The organism is Streptomyces sp. NPDC002754, from assembly GCF_053592315.1.
In genome coordinates, this window is record NZ_JBSFVM010000019.1 from 39,532 (window position 1) to 56,008 (window position 16,477).

11 protein-coding genes are annotated in these 16,477 nt (G+C 70.1%); 7 read left to right on the forward strand and 4 right to left on the reverse strand.

Annotated elements, in window-relative coordinates:
• Positions 1–10 precede the first annotated feature (10 nt).
• On the reverse strand, positions 11–592 hold the full coding sequence (locus ACWD2L_RS28890) for a biotin transporter BioY (protein ID WP_351344302.1): 582 nt from the start codon (positions 590–592) through the stop codon (positions 11–13).
• A gap of 287 nt (positions 593–879) precedes the next feature.
• Between ACWD2L_RS28890 and ACWD2L_RS28895 the strand changes: the two genes are divergently transcribed.
• The 4 genes from ACWD2L_RS28895 (at position 880) to ACWD2L_RS28910 (ending at position 4,974) form a co-directional block, all read left to right on the forward strand.
• Positions 880–2,244: an amino acid permease gene (locus tag ACWD2L_RS28895; protein ID WP_351344299.1), complete on the forward strand. Its 1,365-nt coding sequence runs from the start codon at positions 880–882 to the stop codon at positions 2,242–2,244.
• A 176-nt stretch (positions 2,245–2,420) separates the two neighbouring features.
• Positions 2,421–3,839 carry an amino acid permease gene (locus ACWD2L_RS28900; RefSeq protein ID WP_351344296.1) on the forward strand — a complete coding sequence of 473 codons (1,419 nt, stop codon included), beginning with the start codon at positions 2,421–2,423 and terminating at the stop codon, positions 3,837–3,839.
• 132 nt (positions 3,840–3,971) lie between these two features.
• Positions 3,972–4,613, forward strand: a complete 642-nt coding sequence (locus ACWD2L_RS28905) for a superoxide dismutase (protein WP_351344293.1) — start codon at positions 3,972–3,974, stop codon at positions 4,611–4,613.
• Between the two features lie 139 nt (positions 4,614–4,752).
• Entirely contained in the window at positions 4,753–4,974 is a 222-nt protein-coding gene (locus tag ACWD2L_RS28910; protein ID WP_351344290.1) for a hypothetical protein, read from the forward strand.
• Here ACWD2L_RS28910 and ACWD2L_RS28915 read toward each other — a convergent pair.
• Positions 4,971–5,612, reverse strand: a complete 642-nt coding sequence (locus tag ACWD2L_RS28915) for a mycothiol-dependent nitroreductase Rv2466c family protein (protein ID WP_351344287.1) — start codon at positions 5,610–5,612, stop codon at positions 4,971–4,973. The two genes, ACWD2L_RS28910 and ACWD2L_RS28915, sit on opposite strands and share 4 nt — an antisense overlap.
• Positions 5,613–5,750: 138 nt before the next feature.
• Here ACWD2L_RS28915 and pepN point away from each other — a divergent pair, with 138 nt between their 5' ends.
• Together pepN and ACWD2L_RS28925 are read left to right on the forward strand one after the other, a co-directional pair.
• Positions 5,751–8,336, forward strand: coding sequence for an aminopeptidase N (pepN, locus tag ACWD2L_RS28920; RefSeq protein WP_351344284.1), 2,586 nt, complete (start codon positions 5,751–5,753; stop codon positions 8,334–8,336).
• Positions 8,337–8,686: 350 nt separating this feature from the next.
• On the forward strand, positions 8,687–9,748 hold the full coding sequence (locus ACWD2L_RS28925) for a hypothetical protein (protein WP_351344281.1): 1,062 nt from the start codon (positions 8,687–8,689) through the stop codon (positions 9,746–9,748).
• A gap of 8 nt (positions 9,749–9,756) precedes the next feature.
• On the opposite strand, the gene ACWD2L_RS28930 is transcribed toward ACWD2L_RS28925, so the two are convergent.
• Together ACWD2L_RS28930 and ACWD2L_RS28935 are read right to left on the reverse strand one after the other, a co-directional pair.
• Complete coding sequence (locus ACWD2L_RS28930) at positions 9,757–11,523, reverse strand: TIGR03767 family metallophosphoesterase (protein WP_351344278.1); 1,767 nt, start codon at positions 11,521–11,523, stop codon at positions 9,757–9,759.
• Between the two features lie 818 nt (positions 11,524–12,341).
• Positions 12,342–12,791 (reverse strand): NUDIX hydrolase, encoded by a 450-nt coding sequence (locus ACWD2L_RS28935; protein ID WP_351345067.1) that lies wholly within the window; start codon positions 12,789–12,791, stop codon positions 12,342–12,344.
• A 233-nt stretch (positions 12,792–13,024) separates the two neighbouring features.
• Between ACWD2L_RS28935 and ACWD2L_RS28940 the strand changes: the two genes are divergently transcribed.
• On the forward strand, positions 13,025–16,339 hold the full coding sequence (locus ACWD2L_RS28940; protein ID WP_351345070.1) for a S8 family serine peptidase: 3,315 nt from the start codon (positions 13,025–13,027) through the stop codon (positions 16,337–16,339).
• The last annotated feature ends 138 nt before the right edge of the window (positions 16,340–16,477 follow it).

Below are 16,477 nucleotides of genomic sequence, written 5' to 3' on the forward strand. Positions count from 1 at the left end.
TGAGGGGCCTCTACTTGTCGGCGAGCTTCCAGGCCGTGGGGAGGGCGCCCATTGCCAGGGCGGCCTTCAGGGCGTCGCCGATGAGGAACGGGGTGAGGCCCGCGGCGATCGCGGCCGTGAGGCCCATGCCCGTGGACAGGGCCAGGTACGGGACGCCGACCGCGTAGACGATCGCCTCGCCGAGCAGGAACGTGCCCGCGGTGCGCAGCATCGAGCGGTCGGCGCCGCGCCGGGCGAGCGCGCCGACGGCGGCCGAGGCCAGCATCAGACCGATGACGTAGCCGAACGAGGCCATCGCCATGCCCGAGCCGCCCTCCGCGAACCACGGCACGCCGGCCATGCCCGCGAGCGCGTAGACGGCGAGCGCGAGGAAGCCGCGGCGGGCGCCGAGCGCGGTGCCGACGAGCAGCGCGGCGAAGGTCTGTCCGGTCACCGGCACCGGCGAGCCCGGGATCGGGATCGCGATCTGCGCGGCGATGCCGGTGAGGGCGGCGCCACCGACGACGAGTGCGATGTTTTTGGCGCGGGAGGCGGGGAGAAGGTCGGCCAGGACCTTGCCCGGGCGGGCGGTCGTGACAGCGGCGGTGCTCATGGGGACTCCGCGTTCAGTGAGAGGACCTTGCGGTCGGGCAGGACAGGACGGGACTTTGTGACGCTATCCCAGGGGAGTTGGGCCGATCACGGTCGCCGGTCGACAAAGGGGCCCACGCCGTGTTGGTGGACTCCGAACAAACAACGGCGCGTACACCCCGTACAAGGTGATGCTCGTCACTGGGAGAGTCCGTTTTGCGTGCGGAGGTGCTTGAACGGGAGACTGTAGGTTCCCGCCAAACCGCGCACGCCCGCGCGACCAGCACATCCGAGATCGGCTGAAGCTCCATGCCCCCCACGCACGACGAACCACTCTCCGCGGGGCTGAAGCAGCGCCACCTCACGATGCTCGGCCTCGGCGGGGTCATCGGCGCGGGCCTGTTCGTCGGCTCGGGCGCCGGTATCGCGGTCGCGGGGCCCGGCATCGTCGTCTCGTACCTGATCGCGGGCGCGCTCGCGATGCTGGTGATGCGGATGCTCGGCGAGATGTCCGCCGCGATGCCCGCGTCCGGTTCCTTCTCGGTGCACGCGGAGCGGGCGCTCGGCAGGTGGGCGGGGTTCAGCGCGGGCTGGCTCTACTGGTTCATGCTCGTCGTGGTGCTCGCCGTCGAGGCGACGGGCGCGGCGCAGATCGCGAACGGGTGGGTGCCGGGCGTCCCGCAGTGGGCGTGGGTGCTGCTCTTCATGGTCGTGTTCACCGTCGCCAACCTGACGGCGGTGAAGAACTTCGGCGAGTTCGAGTTCTGGTTCGCCGCGCTGAAGGTCTTCGCGATCGTCGCGTTCCTGATCCTCGGCACGCTGGCGATCTTCGGCATCCTGCCGGACACGGATCCCGTCGGCCTCTCCCATCTGAGCGGGGACGGCGGGTTCCTGCCGCACGGCTGGGAGGGCGTCGTCTCCGGAGTGCTCGCGGTCGTCTTCGCGTTCGGCGGCCTGGAGGTCGTCACGATCGCGGCCGCCGAGTCCGAGGATCCGGCCCGCTCGGTGGCGCGCGCGGTGCGCAGCGCGGTGTACCGGATCCTGTTCTTCTACGTCGGTTCGATGCTGGTCATCGTGACCGTGCTGCCGTGGACCGAGCAGAAGGCGGGGATCAGCCCGTACGTCACCGTGCTCGACTCGATCGGGGTCCCGTCGGCGGCGCAGATCATGAACATCGTGGTGTTCGTGGCGCTGCTCTCCGCGCTCAACGCCAACCTCTACGGCTCTTCGCGCATGATCTTCTCGCTGGCCGAGCGCGACGAGGCGCCGAAGTCGCTGCTGAAGGTGAGCGGTGGCGGGGTGCCGCGCCGCGCGGTCCTGGCCTCGGTGGCCTTCGGGTTCCTCTCGGTCCTGCTCAACCTGGAGTGGCCGGACACGATCTTCCTCTACATGCTCAACTCGGTCGGCGCGGTGCTGCTGTTCGTGTGGGCGCTGATCGCCGTGTCGCAGCTGCGCCTGCGGCGGCGCATCGAGCAGGAGGCCCCCGAGCGCCTCGTGTTGCGGATGTGGGCGTTCCCCTATCTGACCTGGGTGGCGATCGCCGCGATGGCGGCCGTCTTCGGCCTGATGCTGACCGACGCGACGGCGCGGCCGCAGCTGCTGTGGTCGACCGGGGCGACGCTGTTCGTCCTCGCGGTCGCGGGCGTACGGGAGTTGCGCGCGCGGCGTGCCTGAGCGGTATCCACACGTTCACCGAACGTCGACATGATCATTGCGGCGTGTGAGCGTCGTGTCCGTATACCGGAAACCTATTCCCTATGAGCGGGCCGGGCACGGACACTGTGGCGGTTTTACGCACCGTTTACATCAGGGCCGACAGGACCGTCACCGCTACTGAACAGGGCACACCCATGTCTCGGAACTCAGCGCAGTCCCCTGCGGAGGGTACGGACGCGCGACCGGACGAGCAGGCTCCGGCCGAGCCGTCGCTGTCGCACGGCCTCAAGCAGCGACATCTTTCCATGATCGCGCTGGGCGGCGTGATCGGCGCGGGCCTCTTCGTGGGCTCCGGCACGGCGATCGCCGCCGCGGGCCCGTCGATCATCCTCGCCTACGCGATTTCCGGCGCGCTCGTCATGCTCGTGATGCGCATGCTGGGCGAGATGGCGGCCGCGTACCCGGCCTCGGGTTCGTTCTCGGTGCACGCCGAGCGGGGCATCGGGCCGTGGGCCGGGTTCACCGCCGGCTGGTCGTTCTGGTTCCTGCTCTGTGTGGCCGTCGGCCTGGAGGGCATCGGTGCGGCCGGCATCGTGCACGGCTGGGTGCCCGGGGTTCCGGAGTGGGCCTGGGTGGCGCTGTTCATGCTGCTGTTCACGGTCACGAACCTGTCGGCCGTGAAGAACTTCGGCGAGTTCGAGTTCTGGTTCGCCGCGCTCAAGGTCGGCGCGATCGTGCTCTTCCTCGTCATCGGCATCCTGGCCATCCTCGGCGTGCTGCCCGACGCCGACGCCCCCGGCATGTCCAACCTCACCGGCCACGGCGGCTTCATGCCCAACGGCACGGAGGGGTTGATCGTCGGCCTGCTCGCATCGGTCTTCGCATACGGCGGCCTCGAGACCGTGACGATCGCCGCCGCCGAGTCGGAGCACCCGGTCCAGGGCGTCGCGAAGGCGGTCCGCACCGCGATGTGGCGCATCGCCCTGTTCTACGTCGGGTCGATGGCGGTCGTCGTGGTCCTGCTGCCCTGGACCGCGAAGGAGATCCCGACCAAGGGCCCCTACGTCGCCACGCTCGACTACCTGGGTGTCCCCGCGGCCGGCCAGATCATGAACGTGGTCATCCTCGTCGCGCTGCTCTCCGCCATGAACGCCAACATCTACGGCGCCTCGCGCATGGCCGGTTCGCTGGTCGCCCGCGGCATGGGCCCGAAGGTCATCGGCAAGGTCACGGGCGGTGTGCCGCGCGCCGCCGTCCTGATGTCGGCCGTCTTCGGCTTCGTGTGCGTGCTGCTCAGCTACTGGCGCCCCGACGACATCTTCGCCTGGCTGCTCAACACCATCGGCGCGATCATCCTCGTCGTCTGGTTCTTCATCGCCGTCTCGCAGCTGGTGCTGCGCCGCAAGCTGGATCGGGAGGCGCCGGAGAAGCTCGTCGTGAAGATGTGGGCGTACCCCTACCTCACGATCCTGGCGCTCGTCGGCATGGTGGCCGTCTTCGTGCTGATGGCCCGTGAGCACGACACCCGGGTCCAGCTGTACTTCTCGGGCGGCCTGGCGGTCGTCCTCGCGGCGGTCGGGTACGCGCGGCAGAAGTTGGCCGAGAAGAAGTAACCGCAACGAGCTCAGCACGAAAGGACCCCCGGACCACTTGGTCCGGGGGTCCTTTCGTTGCGGCCGACACTCCTGCTGTTAGCCTGCACTTGCAATAGAGTTGCAATAAGCAGTCGGAGGGCACGGAGAGACATGGCCACGTACACGCTTCCTGAGCTTCCGTACGACTACGCGGCGCTTGAGCCGGTCATCAACCCGCAGATCATCGAGCTGCACCACGACAAGCACCACGCGGCGTACGTGAAGGGTGCGAACGACACCCTCGAGCAGCTGGCCGAGGCGCGCGACAAGGAGTCCTGGGGCTCCATCAACGGCCTGGAGAAGAACCTCGCCTTCCACCTCTCCGGCCACATCCTGCACAGCATCTACTGGCACAACATGACCGGTGACGGTGGCGGCGAGCCGCTCGCCGCGGACGGTGTGGGCGAGTTGGCGGACGCGCTGACGGAGTCCTTCGGCTCCTTCGCCGGCTTCAAGGCGCAGCTGACGAAGGCCGCGGCCACCACGCAGGGCTCCGGCTGGGGCGTCCTCGCGTACGAGCCGGTGAGCGGGCGGCTCATCGTCGAGCAGATCTACGACCACCAGGGCAACGTCGGCCAGGGCTCGACCCCGATCCTCGTCTTCGACGCCTGGGAGCACGCGTTCTACCTGCAGTACAAGAACCAGAAGGTCGACTTCATCGAGGCGATGTGGCGGGTCGTCAACTGGCAGGACGTGGCCAAGCGGTACGCGGCCGCGAAGGAGCGGGCGTACAACCTGCTGCTGGTGCCGTAGCCGGCGCCGCGTGATGCGTCCCGCCTCGTGATCGTCTTCTCAACCTTCACGCCTGGCGGGCGGAAAAGGGACGGGCCCCCGTGAGGATGTGACTCACGGGGGCCTGTCGGTACGGGTGGTTCCGGGGGAACGTCATGGCATGGCGTTCACGCAGAACCTGAACTGCGAAGGGTGCGGCTCCTACGAGGAACACGTGCACCTCACGAAGACCCAGGAGGAGTGGCTCCGTACGAAGAAGCCGGAGCTGACGCGTGCGGAGAGCCACACCTACTGGAAGTGCACCAAGAAGGACTGCCGCACCTTGCGGCACCGCTGGAAGGCAGACGAGACGTACACGCTGCCGCCTCCCGAGGAGGACTAGTCGAAGATCGGGCCCACCGTGCGCGTGCGCTTGATTTCGTAGAAGCCCGGGACCGAGGCGACGAGGAGCGTGCCGTCCCAGAGCTTGGCCGCTTCCTCGCCCTTGGGCGCCGGGGTGACGACCGGGCCGAAGAAGGCGACCTGGTTGCCGTCGGCCCCCGGCACCGCGATGACCGGCGTGCCGACGTCCTGGCCGACCTTGTCGATGCCCTCCTTGTGCGAGGCCCGGAGCTCCTCCTCGTACTTCGTGCCGTCCCAGTGGTCGAGGAGCGAGGCCGGCAGGCCGACCTCGTCCAGGGCGCCGGCGACGGCCTCCTTCGTGGGGCCCTCGCCGCGGTTGTGGATACGCGTGCCGAGCGCCGTGTAGAGGTCGCCGATGACCTCCGGGCCGTGCTCCTGCTGCGCGGCGATGACGACGCGGACCGGGCCCCAGGCCTTGGTGCGCATCATCTCCTGGTACTCCTCGGGCAGCTCGTCGACGCGCGGCTCGTTGAGCACCGCGAGGCTCATCACGTGCCAGCGGACCTTGATGTCGCGGACCTTCTCGACCTCCAGGACCCAGCGCGAGGTCATCCAGGCCCAGGGGCACAGGGGGTCGAACCAGAAGTCGACGGGGGTCTTCTCATCCGTGGTGGACATGGCTCTCCTCAAGGTTCACCGGGTGGTCTCGGCTGCGGCAACGCGGTCCGCGCCCGGTCCATTCCCCGATGTCCGGTGTCTCAGGCGCGTGCGAGGATCGTAGGCGGCTGAACAGTTACGTCACGAAGGAGTGCCGCCGTGCCCGGTGAGAATCTGTCCCGCGACGAGGCCCGCGAGCGGGCGGGTCTGCTGTCCGTCGACGGGTACGAGGTGGCGCTCGACCTGCGCTCCGCGGTCGGCGACTTCGCCGGCGAGGGGCCGCGCACCTTCCGTTCCGTGACCACGATCCGGTTCCGGTCGAACGAGGCGGGGGCGGGTACGTTCGTCGATCTGATCGCGCCGTCCGTGACGGCCGTGTCGCTGAACGGCGAGGACCTCGACCCGGCGGCCGTGTTCGACGGCAACCGCATCCAGCTGGAGAGCCTGGCGGAGGACAACGAACTGGTCGTCGACGCCCAGTGCGCCTACTCCCGCACCGGCGAGGGCATGCACCGCTTCGTCGACCCCGAGGACGGCGAGGTCTACCTCTACACGCAGTACGAGCCCGCCGACGCGCGGCGCGTCTTCGCCAACTTCGAGCAGCCCGACCTGAAGGCGCCGTACCGGTTCAGCGTGCACGCCCCCGAGGGGTGGACCGCGTGGTCGAACGGTACGGGCGAACTGGTCGACGGTGTCTGGCGGTTCGCGGAGACCAAGCCGATCTCGACGTACATCACGGCGGTCGTCGCGGGCCCGTACCACTACGTGACGGACTCGTACGAGCGCGTGCTGGAGGACGGGTCGAAGCTCGTCGTCCCGCTCGGCGCGATGTGCCGCAAGGGGCTCGCCCCGTACTTCGACGCCGATGACGTCTTCACGGTGACCAAGCAGGGCCTCGACTTCTTCCACGACCACTTCGACTACCCGTACCCCTTCGGGAAGTACGACCAGGCCTTCGTGCCCGAGTACAACCTGGGCGCCATGGAGAACCCGGGGATGGTGACCTTCCGCGAGGAGTTCATCTTCCGCGGGAAGGTCACGCAGGCGTCCTACGAGCGGCGCGCGAACGTGATCCTGCACGAGATGGCCCACATGTGGTTCGGCGACCTCGTCACCATGCGCTGGTGGGACGACCTGTGGCTGAAGGAGTCCTTCGCGGACTTCATGGGCGCGTTCTCGATGGTGGAGGCGACGCGGTTCACGAACGGCTGGATCACCTTCGCCAACAACCGGAAGTCGTGGGCGTACCGGGCGGACCAGCTGCCGAGCACGCATCCGATCACGGCCGACATCCGGGACCTGGAGGACGCGAAGCTCAACTTCGACGGCATCACGTACGCCAAGGGCGCCTCCGTACTGAAGCAACTCGTCGCGTACGTCGGACGGGACGCGTTCCTGGAAGGCGCGCGGCGGTACTTCAAGCGGCACGCCTACGGGAACACCGAGCTGGGCGACCTGCTGTCGGCGCTGGAGGAGACGAGCGGTCGCGACCTGGGCGCCTGGTCGCGGTCCTGGCTGCAGACCGCGGGCGTCAACTCCCTCACGCCGCAGGTCACGTTGAACGCCGAGGGCCGGATCACCGAACTCGCGGTGGTGCAGGAGGCGGCGGCCTCGCATCCCGAACTGCGGCCGCACCGGGTGGCCGTGGGCCTGTACCGGCGTGCGGCCGGGGGCGCGGTCGAGCGGTACGCGCGCGCCGAGTTGGACGTGGACGGGCCGCGGACGGTCGTGGGCGAGCTGGCCGGGGCCGAGGCTCCGGACCTGGTGCTCGTCAACGACGACGACCTCACGTACTGCAAGATCCGCTTCGACGAGGGCTCGCTGGAGACGCTCCGGGAGCACCTCGGGGACGTGTCCGACCCCCTGGCACGGGCACTGTGCTGGACGGCGCTGTGGAACGCGACGCGCGACGCGTTGATGCCGGCGCGGGACTTCATCGACCTCGTGCTGCGGTTCGCGGGCCGCGAGTCCGACATCGGGGTGCTCCAGACGCTGCACGGGTGGGCGCGTTCGGCGCTCGTGCACTACGCGGCGCCCGAGTGGCGCGAGGCCGGTGGGCGGCTGCTCGCCGAGGGAGCGCTCACGGAGCTGCGGGTCGCGGAGCCGGGGAGCCAGCACCAGTTGACGTGGGCGCGGTTCTTCGGAGCGGTCGCCTCCAGCGAGGCCGATCTGCAGTTGCTGCGGGGGCTGTTGGACGTTTCCGGTGGCGCGAAGATCGACGGGCTCGACGTCGACCAGGAGCTGCGGTGGGCGTTCCTGGAGACGCTCGCGACGTACGGGGTCGCGGACGAGGGCGTGCTCGCGGCGGAGCTGGCGCGGGACGACACCGCCTCCGGCAAGCGGCACCAGGTGCGGTGCCTCGCGGCGCGGCCCTCGGAGGCCGTGAAGGCGCAGGCCTGGGCGCAGGTCGTGGAGTCGGACGCGTTGAGCAACGCGCTGGTGGAGGCGACGATTTCGGGGTTCCAGCAGCCGTCGCAGCGGGGGCTCACCGCGGGGTATGCGGAGAAGTACTTCGGTGTGATCGAGCGGGTGTGGGGGGAGCGGTCGATTCAGATCGGGATGGATGTGGTGCGGGGGCTTTTCCCCGGGTTGCAGGATTCTGCGGAGACGTTGGGCGCGACGGATGCGTGGTTGGCCTCGCATGAGCAGGCGGCGCCTGCGTTGCGGCGGCTTGTGCTTGAGGCGCGGGACGACCTGGCGAGGTCGCTGCGGGGGCAGGAGTGTGACGGGGGCGCGGCCCGGTAGTCGGAGGTGTCGCGCGGCGACGGGGCTTCGGGGCTCCGCCCCGGACCCCGCGCCTCAAACGCCGGCAGGGCTTGAAAGATCGTCTCAAACGCCGGCGGGGCTGGAAATGCCGATTGAGCAGCGGGGTCCGGGGCGGAGCCCCGGGGCCGGGGCAGAGCCCCGGGGCCGGGGCAGAGCCCCGGGGCCGGGGGGGGCGTGTTACCGAACTCTGGCAATCGGGGCCGTAACCCGGGGTTCGCCTGGGGTTTTCGGCAAGTGGAGAGGGAACCTTTAGGGCGACGATGTCCGGAGTTTCCTACGGGGGTGTAACAGCGGTTAGAGGGGGCGATCCGGGCGGGAATGGCCCGGTCATGAACCAGAACACCCCCGCCCCGCTGTCCCCCCGCCCCCTGCGCCACCTCACCCAGAACCAACGGCAGTTGATGAGTTCGGCGCAGCTGAAGGCACACGGCGTGGGCGCCGCCGCCGTATCGGAGCAGTGCCGGGCCGGCGGATCCTGGCAACAGTTGCTGCCGGGCGTGTATTTGCTGCACCCCGGCCCGCCCAGCGACGAGGAGCGGCTGCACGCCGTGCTGCTGTACTCGGGGCGGGCCCCCGAGCGGCGCGGCCGCCCGGACGGCGTGCCGGCGCAGCACACCCCCGACCGCGCGCCGTACTCCGACACCATGGTCACCGGGCTCGCCGCCCTCGCGCTGCACGGCTTCTCCGGCGCTCCCCCGCTGTCCTCGCTCGACCACATCGACGTGCTCGTCCCCCGCACCCGGCGGCTGCGCTCCACCGCCTTCGCGCGGCTGACCCGGACCGCGGGGCTGCCGACTCCCGTACAGGTGAAGGGCGTTCCGGTCACTCCCGTGCCGCGGGCGCTCGCCGACGCGGTGGCCCGGCTGTCGGACGCGTCCGCCGTACGCCGACTGCTCACCGCGGCCGTACGGGGCGCGCACTGCGAACCGGCCGCCGTCGTACGGGAGTTGTCGCAGGCCCGACTGCTGACCAGGCCGCACGTCGTCGACGCCGTCGACTCACTGCTCGCCGAGGGGCGGACCATCGCCGAGGACCGGCTGTACGCGATGGTGCGCGAGCACTCGCTGCCCGACCCCGTGTGGAACGTGGACCTGCGCCTCCCCGGCGGCCCGCACCTCGGCGGCGTCGACGCCTTCTGGCCCGACCACGCCGTTGCCCTGGAATTGGACACGCGGGCGACTCGGCAGGGCCCTCGACAGGAAGGCGACCTGCTCTGGAGCGAGTACGCCCGTAAGCGCGAGCACCTGGAGCGGCTCGGGATCACGGTCGTACACATCTCCCCGAAGAAGCTGCGCGAGTCGGCCGAGCAGCAGGCCGCCATCGTGCGGACGGCGTTGATGGCTTCCGGCGACCGGGACCCGGCGGCGTATGTCGTGGTGCTGCCCCGGTGAGATCGGGTTCAGGTCTTCCGCAGCACGAGTTCGGTGTTGCGGTCGCCCGGGGTGCCGGAGAGGGTGGCGCGTGAGCCGGGGGCGTTGAAGGAGAGTTCACGGTAGAGGGCGGCCAGGCCGGTCTGCGTGAGGTCGGTGAAGTCGGTGCGGTGCGGGGCCGAGGACTCGATGAGCGTCGTGAAGACGGACAGTGTGCCGTCGTGGTTGTCGGCGACCTCGATGATGCGGGCGAGCTGCGGGAAGTCGACGTGGGAGGCCGTGGAGATCTCCCAGAAGCCGCCGCCGTCCCCGGAGTGCGGGGTGATGTCGTTCTTGTGGCTGTGGCCGTTCACCCAGGCGAGTACCGGGCGGTGGGACACGAGGACGGACGTCAGCTCCTCGCCGCCGTGTCGGCTTTCGCCGGGGTGATGCGGGTCCTCGCGGAGGTTGCGCATCGTCTTGGAGGTGTGGTGGGAGAAGACGAGGACGTGATCGCCGCGCCGGTCCGCGGCCTTCAACTCGCGTTTCAGCCAGTTCAGTTGGGACGTGCCGATCGAGCCTTCGTAGTGGCCTGCCGGGTCCGTGGTGTCGAGGCTGATGCCGAGGACGTCGTCGGAGATCCGGAACGCGTAGTGCTGGGTCACGTCCGCCAGGTTGGCCTGGGTGTAGCCGTGGCCGATCGGCCCCGGGCCCATGTGGGCGGGGTCGAGGTGGGCCGCGAGGTACTCGGTCGGGGTGAACGGGGCGCGTGCCTCGTCGGGCGTCACGCGGCGCATCTTCCGCCGGTGCGAGACGAGGAGTGCCTTGAACGCCTTGCCCTTCGGGTCGCCGCCGCTCCGCACGTTGTCCCAGATCGCCTTGCCGGTGGCGGTGTCGAGGTCCATCAACTTGCGGCCGCCCACGGCGAATTCGGTGAAGTACGGGTCCGCGGGCGCGTAGCAGCCGCCGGGGAGTGAGTCGTGGTTGCCGACCGTGGAGTACCAGGGGAGGTTCAGCCCCGGGCTGCGCAGTTCGGAGATCGCGGCGGCCAGGAAGCCGGGGATGCGGGGGAAGCCGTGGTCCCGCTTGTCGCCGTCCCGGACGGCGGCATCCGGCTGCCAGTAGAGGGGCAGGCCGCTGTTCTGGACGCCCTCGTAGTGGCGGGGGTCGCCGGTGTTGGGGCTGATGCGGCCGCCGCTCATCGCCTTGAGGAACCAGTCGAGTTCGGAGCGGGCGTTGTTGTCGGTGTTGTCGCCCGTCGTCATGACGAAGTGGAGGGGCGAGGCGGTGACGGGGGCGCCGCGCAGTGCGTTGACGCGCTCCACGAGGGCTACGGCTCCGGCCACGCTCAGCGCCTCCTGCGGGCGCCAGGCGCTGGCGGTCTGCGACCGCAGGTACTCGTAGCGCAGGGGGTGTTGTACGTCGACCAGATGGAGGTCGGTGAACTGGACGAACGCGGCGAGTGGCTTGCGCTTGGCCTCGCGGGCGCCGCGGGCGGGGCCGAGTTCGGTGCGGACGACGCGTTCCCAGGCGGGTCCGTCGCCCAGGCGCCGGTAGCCGGGGCCCGCGGCGGAGGTGGCTGTGGCGACCGCGGCGAGGGTGGTGCCGCGGGAGTACGGGGCGAGGGGGGCGGCCGGGGCGCTGCGGGACATCGTCCGGGCGGGGGCGGCGGCGGGGCGGGCGGCGGCGCGGGTCTCGCCGAGGGCGTATCCGATCCCGGCCGAGAGGGTGACCGCGCCCGTCGCGGTCAGGAATGCGCGGCGGTCGATCTCTGCGGTGGCGGCGACGGCTTTGGTGACAGAGCGTGTGCGCGGCATGGCGCGGTCTCCCCGAGTGCGAACGCGTCGACAGTGACGGCCGGGCGGGTCCGGTCGGATCGCCCTTCCGTACTGGATCGTTGGCAGTGGGGATGACCTGTGCGTGAACGGCGACGCAACGGGTGGCGCCGATCACGTACGTGGATCTAGGGCGGGGGGTGGGGGCGCCGCATCGCCACGCGGTGGTGGGCGCCGAGCGCTCCGCCGGTCACTCCGTGTTCACCTTGCGGGGAACGGGGGCCGCACCGGCGTTACGGCCTCGGGGCTCCGCCCCGGACCCCGCGCCTCAAACGCCGGCGGGGCTGAAAAGACCGCCTCAATCGCCGGCGGGGCTTGTTTTGCCCTCCCGACCGCAGTGGGCGGGGAGCCGTGGTTGGCGGTGATTGCCCGCGAGGCGGCGTACGGCACCCCGTGCGACCGACGCCCCCGGAGGGGGCGGGCGGTGGGAGACGAGCGGGGCACGGCCATGGCCCACGGCCATGGCCCACGGCCCGGCGAGGAAGCGACGCTGCGGACATACCAAGCCCCAGCGACGGGTGGGCAAGTCAAGACCCTGCAGCGGGTGGCCAATTCAAGCCCCAGCGGCGGGTGGGCAAGTCAAGACCCTGCAGCGGGTGGGCAAGTCAAGACCCTGCAGCGGGTGGGCAAGTCAAGCTCCAGCAGCGGGTGGCAAGTCAAGCCCCAACGACGGGTGGGCAATTTAAGCCCCTGCGGCGATTGAGCAGCGGGGTACGGGGCGGAGCCCCGATCTTTCAGCCCCGCCGGCGTTTGAGGCGCGGGGTCCGGGGCGGAGCCCCGTGGCCGGGGGACGGGGGGCGTTACCCCAGGACGTGGCCAGTTGGTGGGCGGGTGTGCCACAAGTGGAGGCCGACGTCCACCAGTTCCACTCGGGGGAGGTCGTCCACCGCCGCGAGGTCGTGCCACGCGGCCATGTCGGTCGAGCCGTTCTCCTCGTGGCGCAGCGCGCCGCCCGTGATCGCCCCTTCGTACACGAGACGTAGCCCGTGGAAGTCCGCGATCTTGCCGAGCTTGCGCGGGTAGCGGCGCAGCACGGAGTGGACCCCGAGGAGGGCGACCGGATCGACGACGTAGCCGGTCTCCTCGTCGACCTCACGGATCACCGTGTCGTACGGATCCTCACCGTGGTCCATGCCCCCACCCGGCAGGGTCCACCGCTTGCTCCCGTCCCCCGCGACCCAGCGGGCCAGCAGCACCCGCCCCTCGCGGACGCACACCGCGTAGGCCGCCACCCTCAGCTCTTTGTTCATCCCCTGACGCTAGAGGCATCCCGGTCCCGGTGCAGGTGTTACACGCCTTGCCGGTCCCGTCACGGTTTGGGCGGGATGGCGCATGGCGGAAGTACGCCATGGCACGTACCCGGCTCGGGCAACTCTCCCCAAACTGTGGTCACTTGCGTAAAGCTGAGCGGTCATCCGGCACCGAAATCCGGACCCCTTTCGACACGTCCCGTCTTGTCCGACCTTTACGTACAGGGATGCAGATGACCACCGATCCCCAGCGCGCCCCCATATCCGGCGCGAGACGCGCGGCCCGGCTCGCGGCGGCCGCGGGACTCGTGGCCGCGCTCACCGCGACCGGGCCGATACCCATGGCCTTCGCCGCGGACGCGGACCCGACCCCGCCCCCGGCCCCCAAGTCCGCGAGCGACAAGCTCGGCGCGCACGACGCCGAACTGCTCGCCGACGCCAAGGCCGACGGCACGAAGAACGTGACCATGATGGTCGCGACCACCCCCGGGAAGACCGAGCAGGTCGCGAAGCAGCTCGACGCCGTCAAGGGCGGCTCCGTGGGCCGCACCTACGACAAGCTCGGCTACGTACGGGCGACCGTGCCGACCAAGAGCGCCACCTCCGCGATCGGTTCCGCCGAGAAGCTCGGCTCCGTGCGCGGCATCGACCTGCGCCAGGAGATCGCGCTCGACGACCCGTCGCCGTCCGCGGACACCACGAAGGGTGCCTCCAAGAAGGCCACCGGCTCGTACAGCGGGCCCGGCAAGGACACCCCCGCCAAGAACCCGTACAACCCGTCCTTCGAGACGGGCGCCGTCGACTTCGTGAAGCAGCACCCGAAGTCGGACGGCCGCGGCACCACCATCGGCATCCTCGACTCGGGTGTCGACCTCGGCCACCCGGCGCTCCAGAAGACCACGACGGGCGAGCGCAAGATCACCGACTGGGTCACCGCGACCGACCCGATCGTCGACGGGGACGCCACCTGGCGCCCGATGGTCACCACGGTGAGCGGGCCGACCTTCACCTACAACGGCCGTACGTACAAGGCCGCTTCGGGCTCGTACGGGATCAGCACCTTCGCGGAGTCGGTCACGGCCGGCGGCGACGCGAAGGGCGACGCGAACCGGGACGGCGACACCACCGACAAGTGGGGCGTGCTGTACGACGCGGCCAAGGGGACGGTGACCGTCGACCTCAACGACAACGGCGACTTCACCGACGACACCCCGATGAAGCCGTACAAGGACGGCTACCAGGTCGGCTACTTCGGCAAGGACGACCCGTCCACCGACGTCGTCGAGCGCCAGCCGTTCGTCGTCGAGGTCCGCAAGGACGTCCCGATGGACCCGTACGGCGGCGACTGGGTCGGCAAGAAGGCCGACTTCGTCAACATCGGCGTCATCGAGTCCGAGCACGGCACGCACGTCGCGGGCATCACCGCGGCCAACGGCCTGTTCGGCAACAAGAACATGAACGGTGCCGCGCCCGGCGCCAAGCTGGTGTCGTCCCGCGCCTGCACCTGGAGCGGCGGCTGCACCAACGTCGCGCTCACCGAGGGCATGATCGACCTCGTGACGAAGCGCGGCGTCGACATCGTCAACATGTCGATCGGCGGGCTGCCCGCGCTGAACGACGGGGCCAACGCGCGCGCCCTGCTCTACACGCGCCTCATCGACGAGTACGGCGTCCAGCTGGTCATCTCGGCGGGGAACTCGGGCCCCGGCGCGAACACCATCGGCGACCCCGGCCTCGCCGACAAGGTGCTGTCCGTCGGCGCCACCATCTCGAAGGACACCTGGGCCTCCAACTACGGCTCCCAGGTCGAGAAGTCGAACGCGATGATGCCGTTCTCCTCGCGCGGCCCGCGCGAGGACGGCGGCTTCGCGCCCCTCATCTCGGCGCCGGGCGCGTCCGTCAACTCCACGCAGACCTGGCTGCCCGGCAGCCCGACCCCGGAGGCCGGCTACGCGCTGCCCGCCGGGTACTCGATGCTCCAGGGCACCTCGATGGCCTCCCCGCAGGCGGCGGGCGCGAGCGCGCTGCTGATCTCGGCGGCCAAGCAGCAGAAGGTCTCGCTGAACCCGGCGAAGCTGCGCACCGCGCTCACCTCGACCGCGAAGCACATCTCGGGCGAGCAGGCGTACGCGGAGGGCTCGGGCCTCATCGACATCGTCGGTGCGTGGAAGTCGATCCAGCACAAGGCGAGCGCCCACACCTACACGGTGAAGGCGCCCGTCGACACCGCGCTCGACGACCAGCTCAAGACGCCGGGCTTCGGCACCGGCATCTACGACCGCGAGGGCGGCCTCAAGGCGGGCCAGAAGAAGACGTACGACGTCACTGTCACGCGGACGTCGGGCTCGTCGAAGCTGGTGCCGCACCGGCTGTCGCTGAAGAACAACTCCGGTGACACGTTCTCGATCGTCGGGCCGAGCATCGTCATGCTGCCGCTGAACAAGCCCGTCACCGTGAAGGTTCGGGCGAAGCCGTCCGCCGCCGGGCTGCGCAGCGCGATCCTGCGCGTCGACGACCCGAAGACGGAGGGCGTCGACCAGCAGATCATGGCGACGGTCGTCGTCTCGTCGCCGGTCAAGTACACGTACCAGGCGAAGAGTTCGGTGCAGCGCAACAGCACCAAGTCGTACTTCCTGACGGTGCCGGCGGGGGCGAAGTCCCTCGAGGTACGGATGGGCGGGCTCGCGGCGAAGAGCCAGACCCGGTTCATCTCCATCCACCCGTACGGCGTTCCCGTCGACTCGACGTCGACGCCGGACTGCTACCCGAACTACGGGGACGGCTCGGGCAACGGCTGCCGCCCCGACCTGCGCTCGTACGACGCGCCGCAGGCGGGCGTCTGGGAGATCGAGGTCGAGGCGCGGCGTACGTCGCCGCTGCTCGACAACCCGTACACGCTGGACGTCGCCGTGCTCGGCGCGGACTTCGACCCGGCGGTGCAGACGCTGCCCGAGGCGAAGGTGGGCACGCCCGCCGATGTCTCGTGGAAGGTGACGAACAAGTTCGCGGCCATCAGCGGCGGCAAGCTGCAGGGCGGGTCGCTCGGCTCGTCGAAGACGGCGCGACCGACCATCGCGGGCGGCGCCACGCAGACGTCGACGGTCGACGTTCCCGAGGGCACCGACAAGCTCGACGTCTCCATCGGCAACGTCTCCGACAAGGCCGCCGACCTCGACCTCACGGTGTACGACGCCGCGGGCAAGGTCGTCGGGTCCTCGGCGGACGGTGACTCCGAGGAGGCGGTGAGCGTGGCGAAGCCGGCCGCCGGTACGTACACGGTGGAGGTGGCGGGGTACTCGATCCCGTCCGGCTCGACGGAGTACGACTACGTCGATGTCTTCTTCGCGCCCTCGTTGGGGACGGTGAAGGTCGACGAGTCGAAGCCGGTGTCGTTGGCGACGGGGGCGTCGGCGTCTGTTGCGGCGCAGGTTGTTGCGGCGGCTGCGGCGCCTGAGGGGCGGGAGTTCTTTGGTGAGGTGCGGTTGTTGAATGAGCGGGGCGTTGCGGCGGGAGCCGGTAGCGTCAAGATCGAAAAGGTCACGCCGTAGCCTCCGGCCGGGTGTGACGGGGGGGGCGGTCACCTGCGGGTGGCCGCCCCTCCGCCACCAACGCCTTGGGGCTCCGCCCCGGCCCCCGCTGCTCAATCGCCGCAGGGGCTATAAATAGCCCCGCCGGCGTTTGAGGCG

Coding starts and splice junctions, on each gene's coding strand:
- ACWD2L_RS28890 (WP_351344302.1), bottom strand. CDS start 592: ATGAGCACCGCCGCTGTCACGACCGCCCGCCCGGGCAAGGTCCTGGCC.
- ACWD2L_RS28895 (WP_351344299.1), top strand. CDS start 880: ATGCCCCCCACGCACGACGAACCACTCTCCGCGGGGCTGAAGCAGCGC.
- ACWD2L_RS28900 (WP_351344296.1), top strand. CDS start 2,421: ATGTCTCGGAACTCAGCGCAGTCCCCTGCGGAGGGTACGGACGCGCGA.
- ACWD2L_RS28905 (WP_351344293.1), top strand. CDS start 3,972: ATGGCCACGTACACGCTTCCTGAGCTTCCGTACGACTACGCGGCGCTT.
- ACWD2L_RS28910 (WP_351344290.1), top strand. CDS start 4,753: ATGGCGTTCACGCAGAACCTGAACTGCGAAGGGTGCGGCTCCTACGAG.
- ACWD2L_RS28915 (WP_351344287.1), bottom strand. CDS start 5,612: ATGTCCACCACGGATGAGAAGACCCCCGTCGACTTCTGGTTCGACCCC.
- ACWD2L_RS28925 (WP_351344281.1), top strand. CDS start 8,687: ATGAACCAGAACACCCCCGCCCCGCTGTCCCCCCGCCCCCTGCGCCAC.
- ACWD2L_RS28930 (WP_351344278.1), bottom strand. CDS start 11,523: ATGCCGCGCACACGCTCTGTCACCAAAGCCGTCGCCGCCACCGCAGAG.
- ACWD2L_RS28935 (WP_351345067.1), bottom strand. CDS start 12,791: ATGAACAAAGAGCTGAGGGTGGCGGCCTACGCGGTGTGCGTCCGCGAG.
- ACWD2L_RS28940 (WP_351345070.1), top strand. CDS start 13,025: ATGACCACCGATCCCCAGCGCGCCCCCATATCCGGCGCGAGACGCGCG.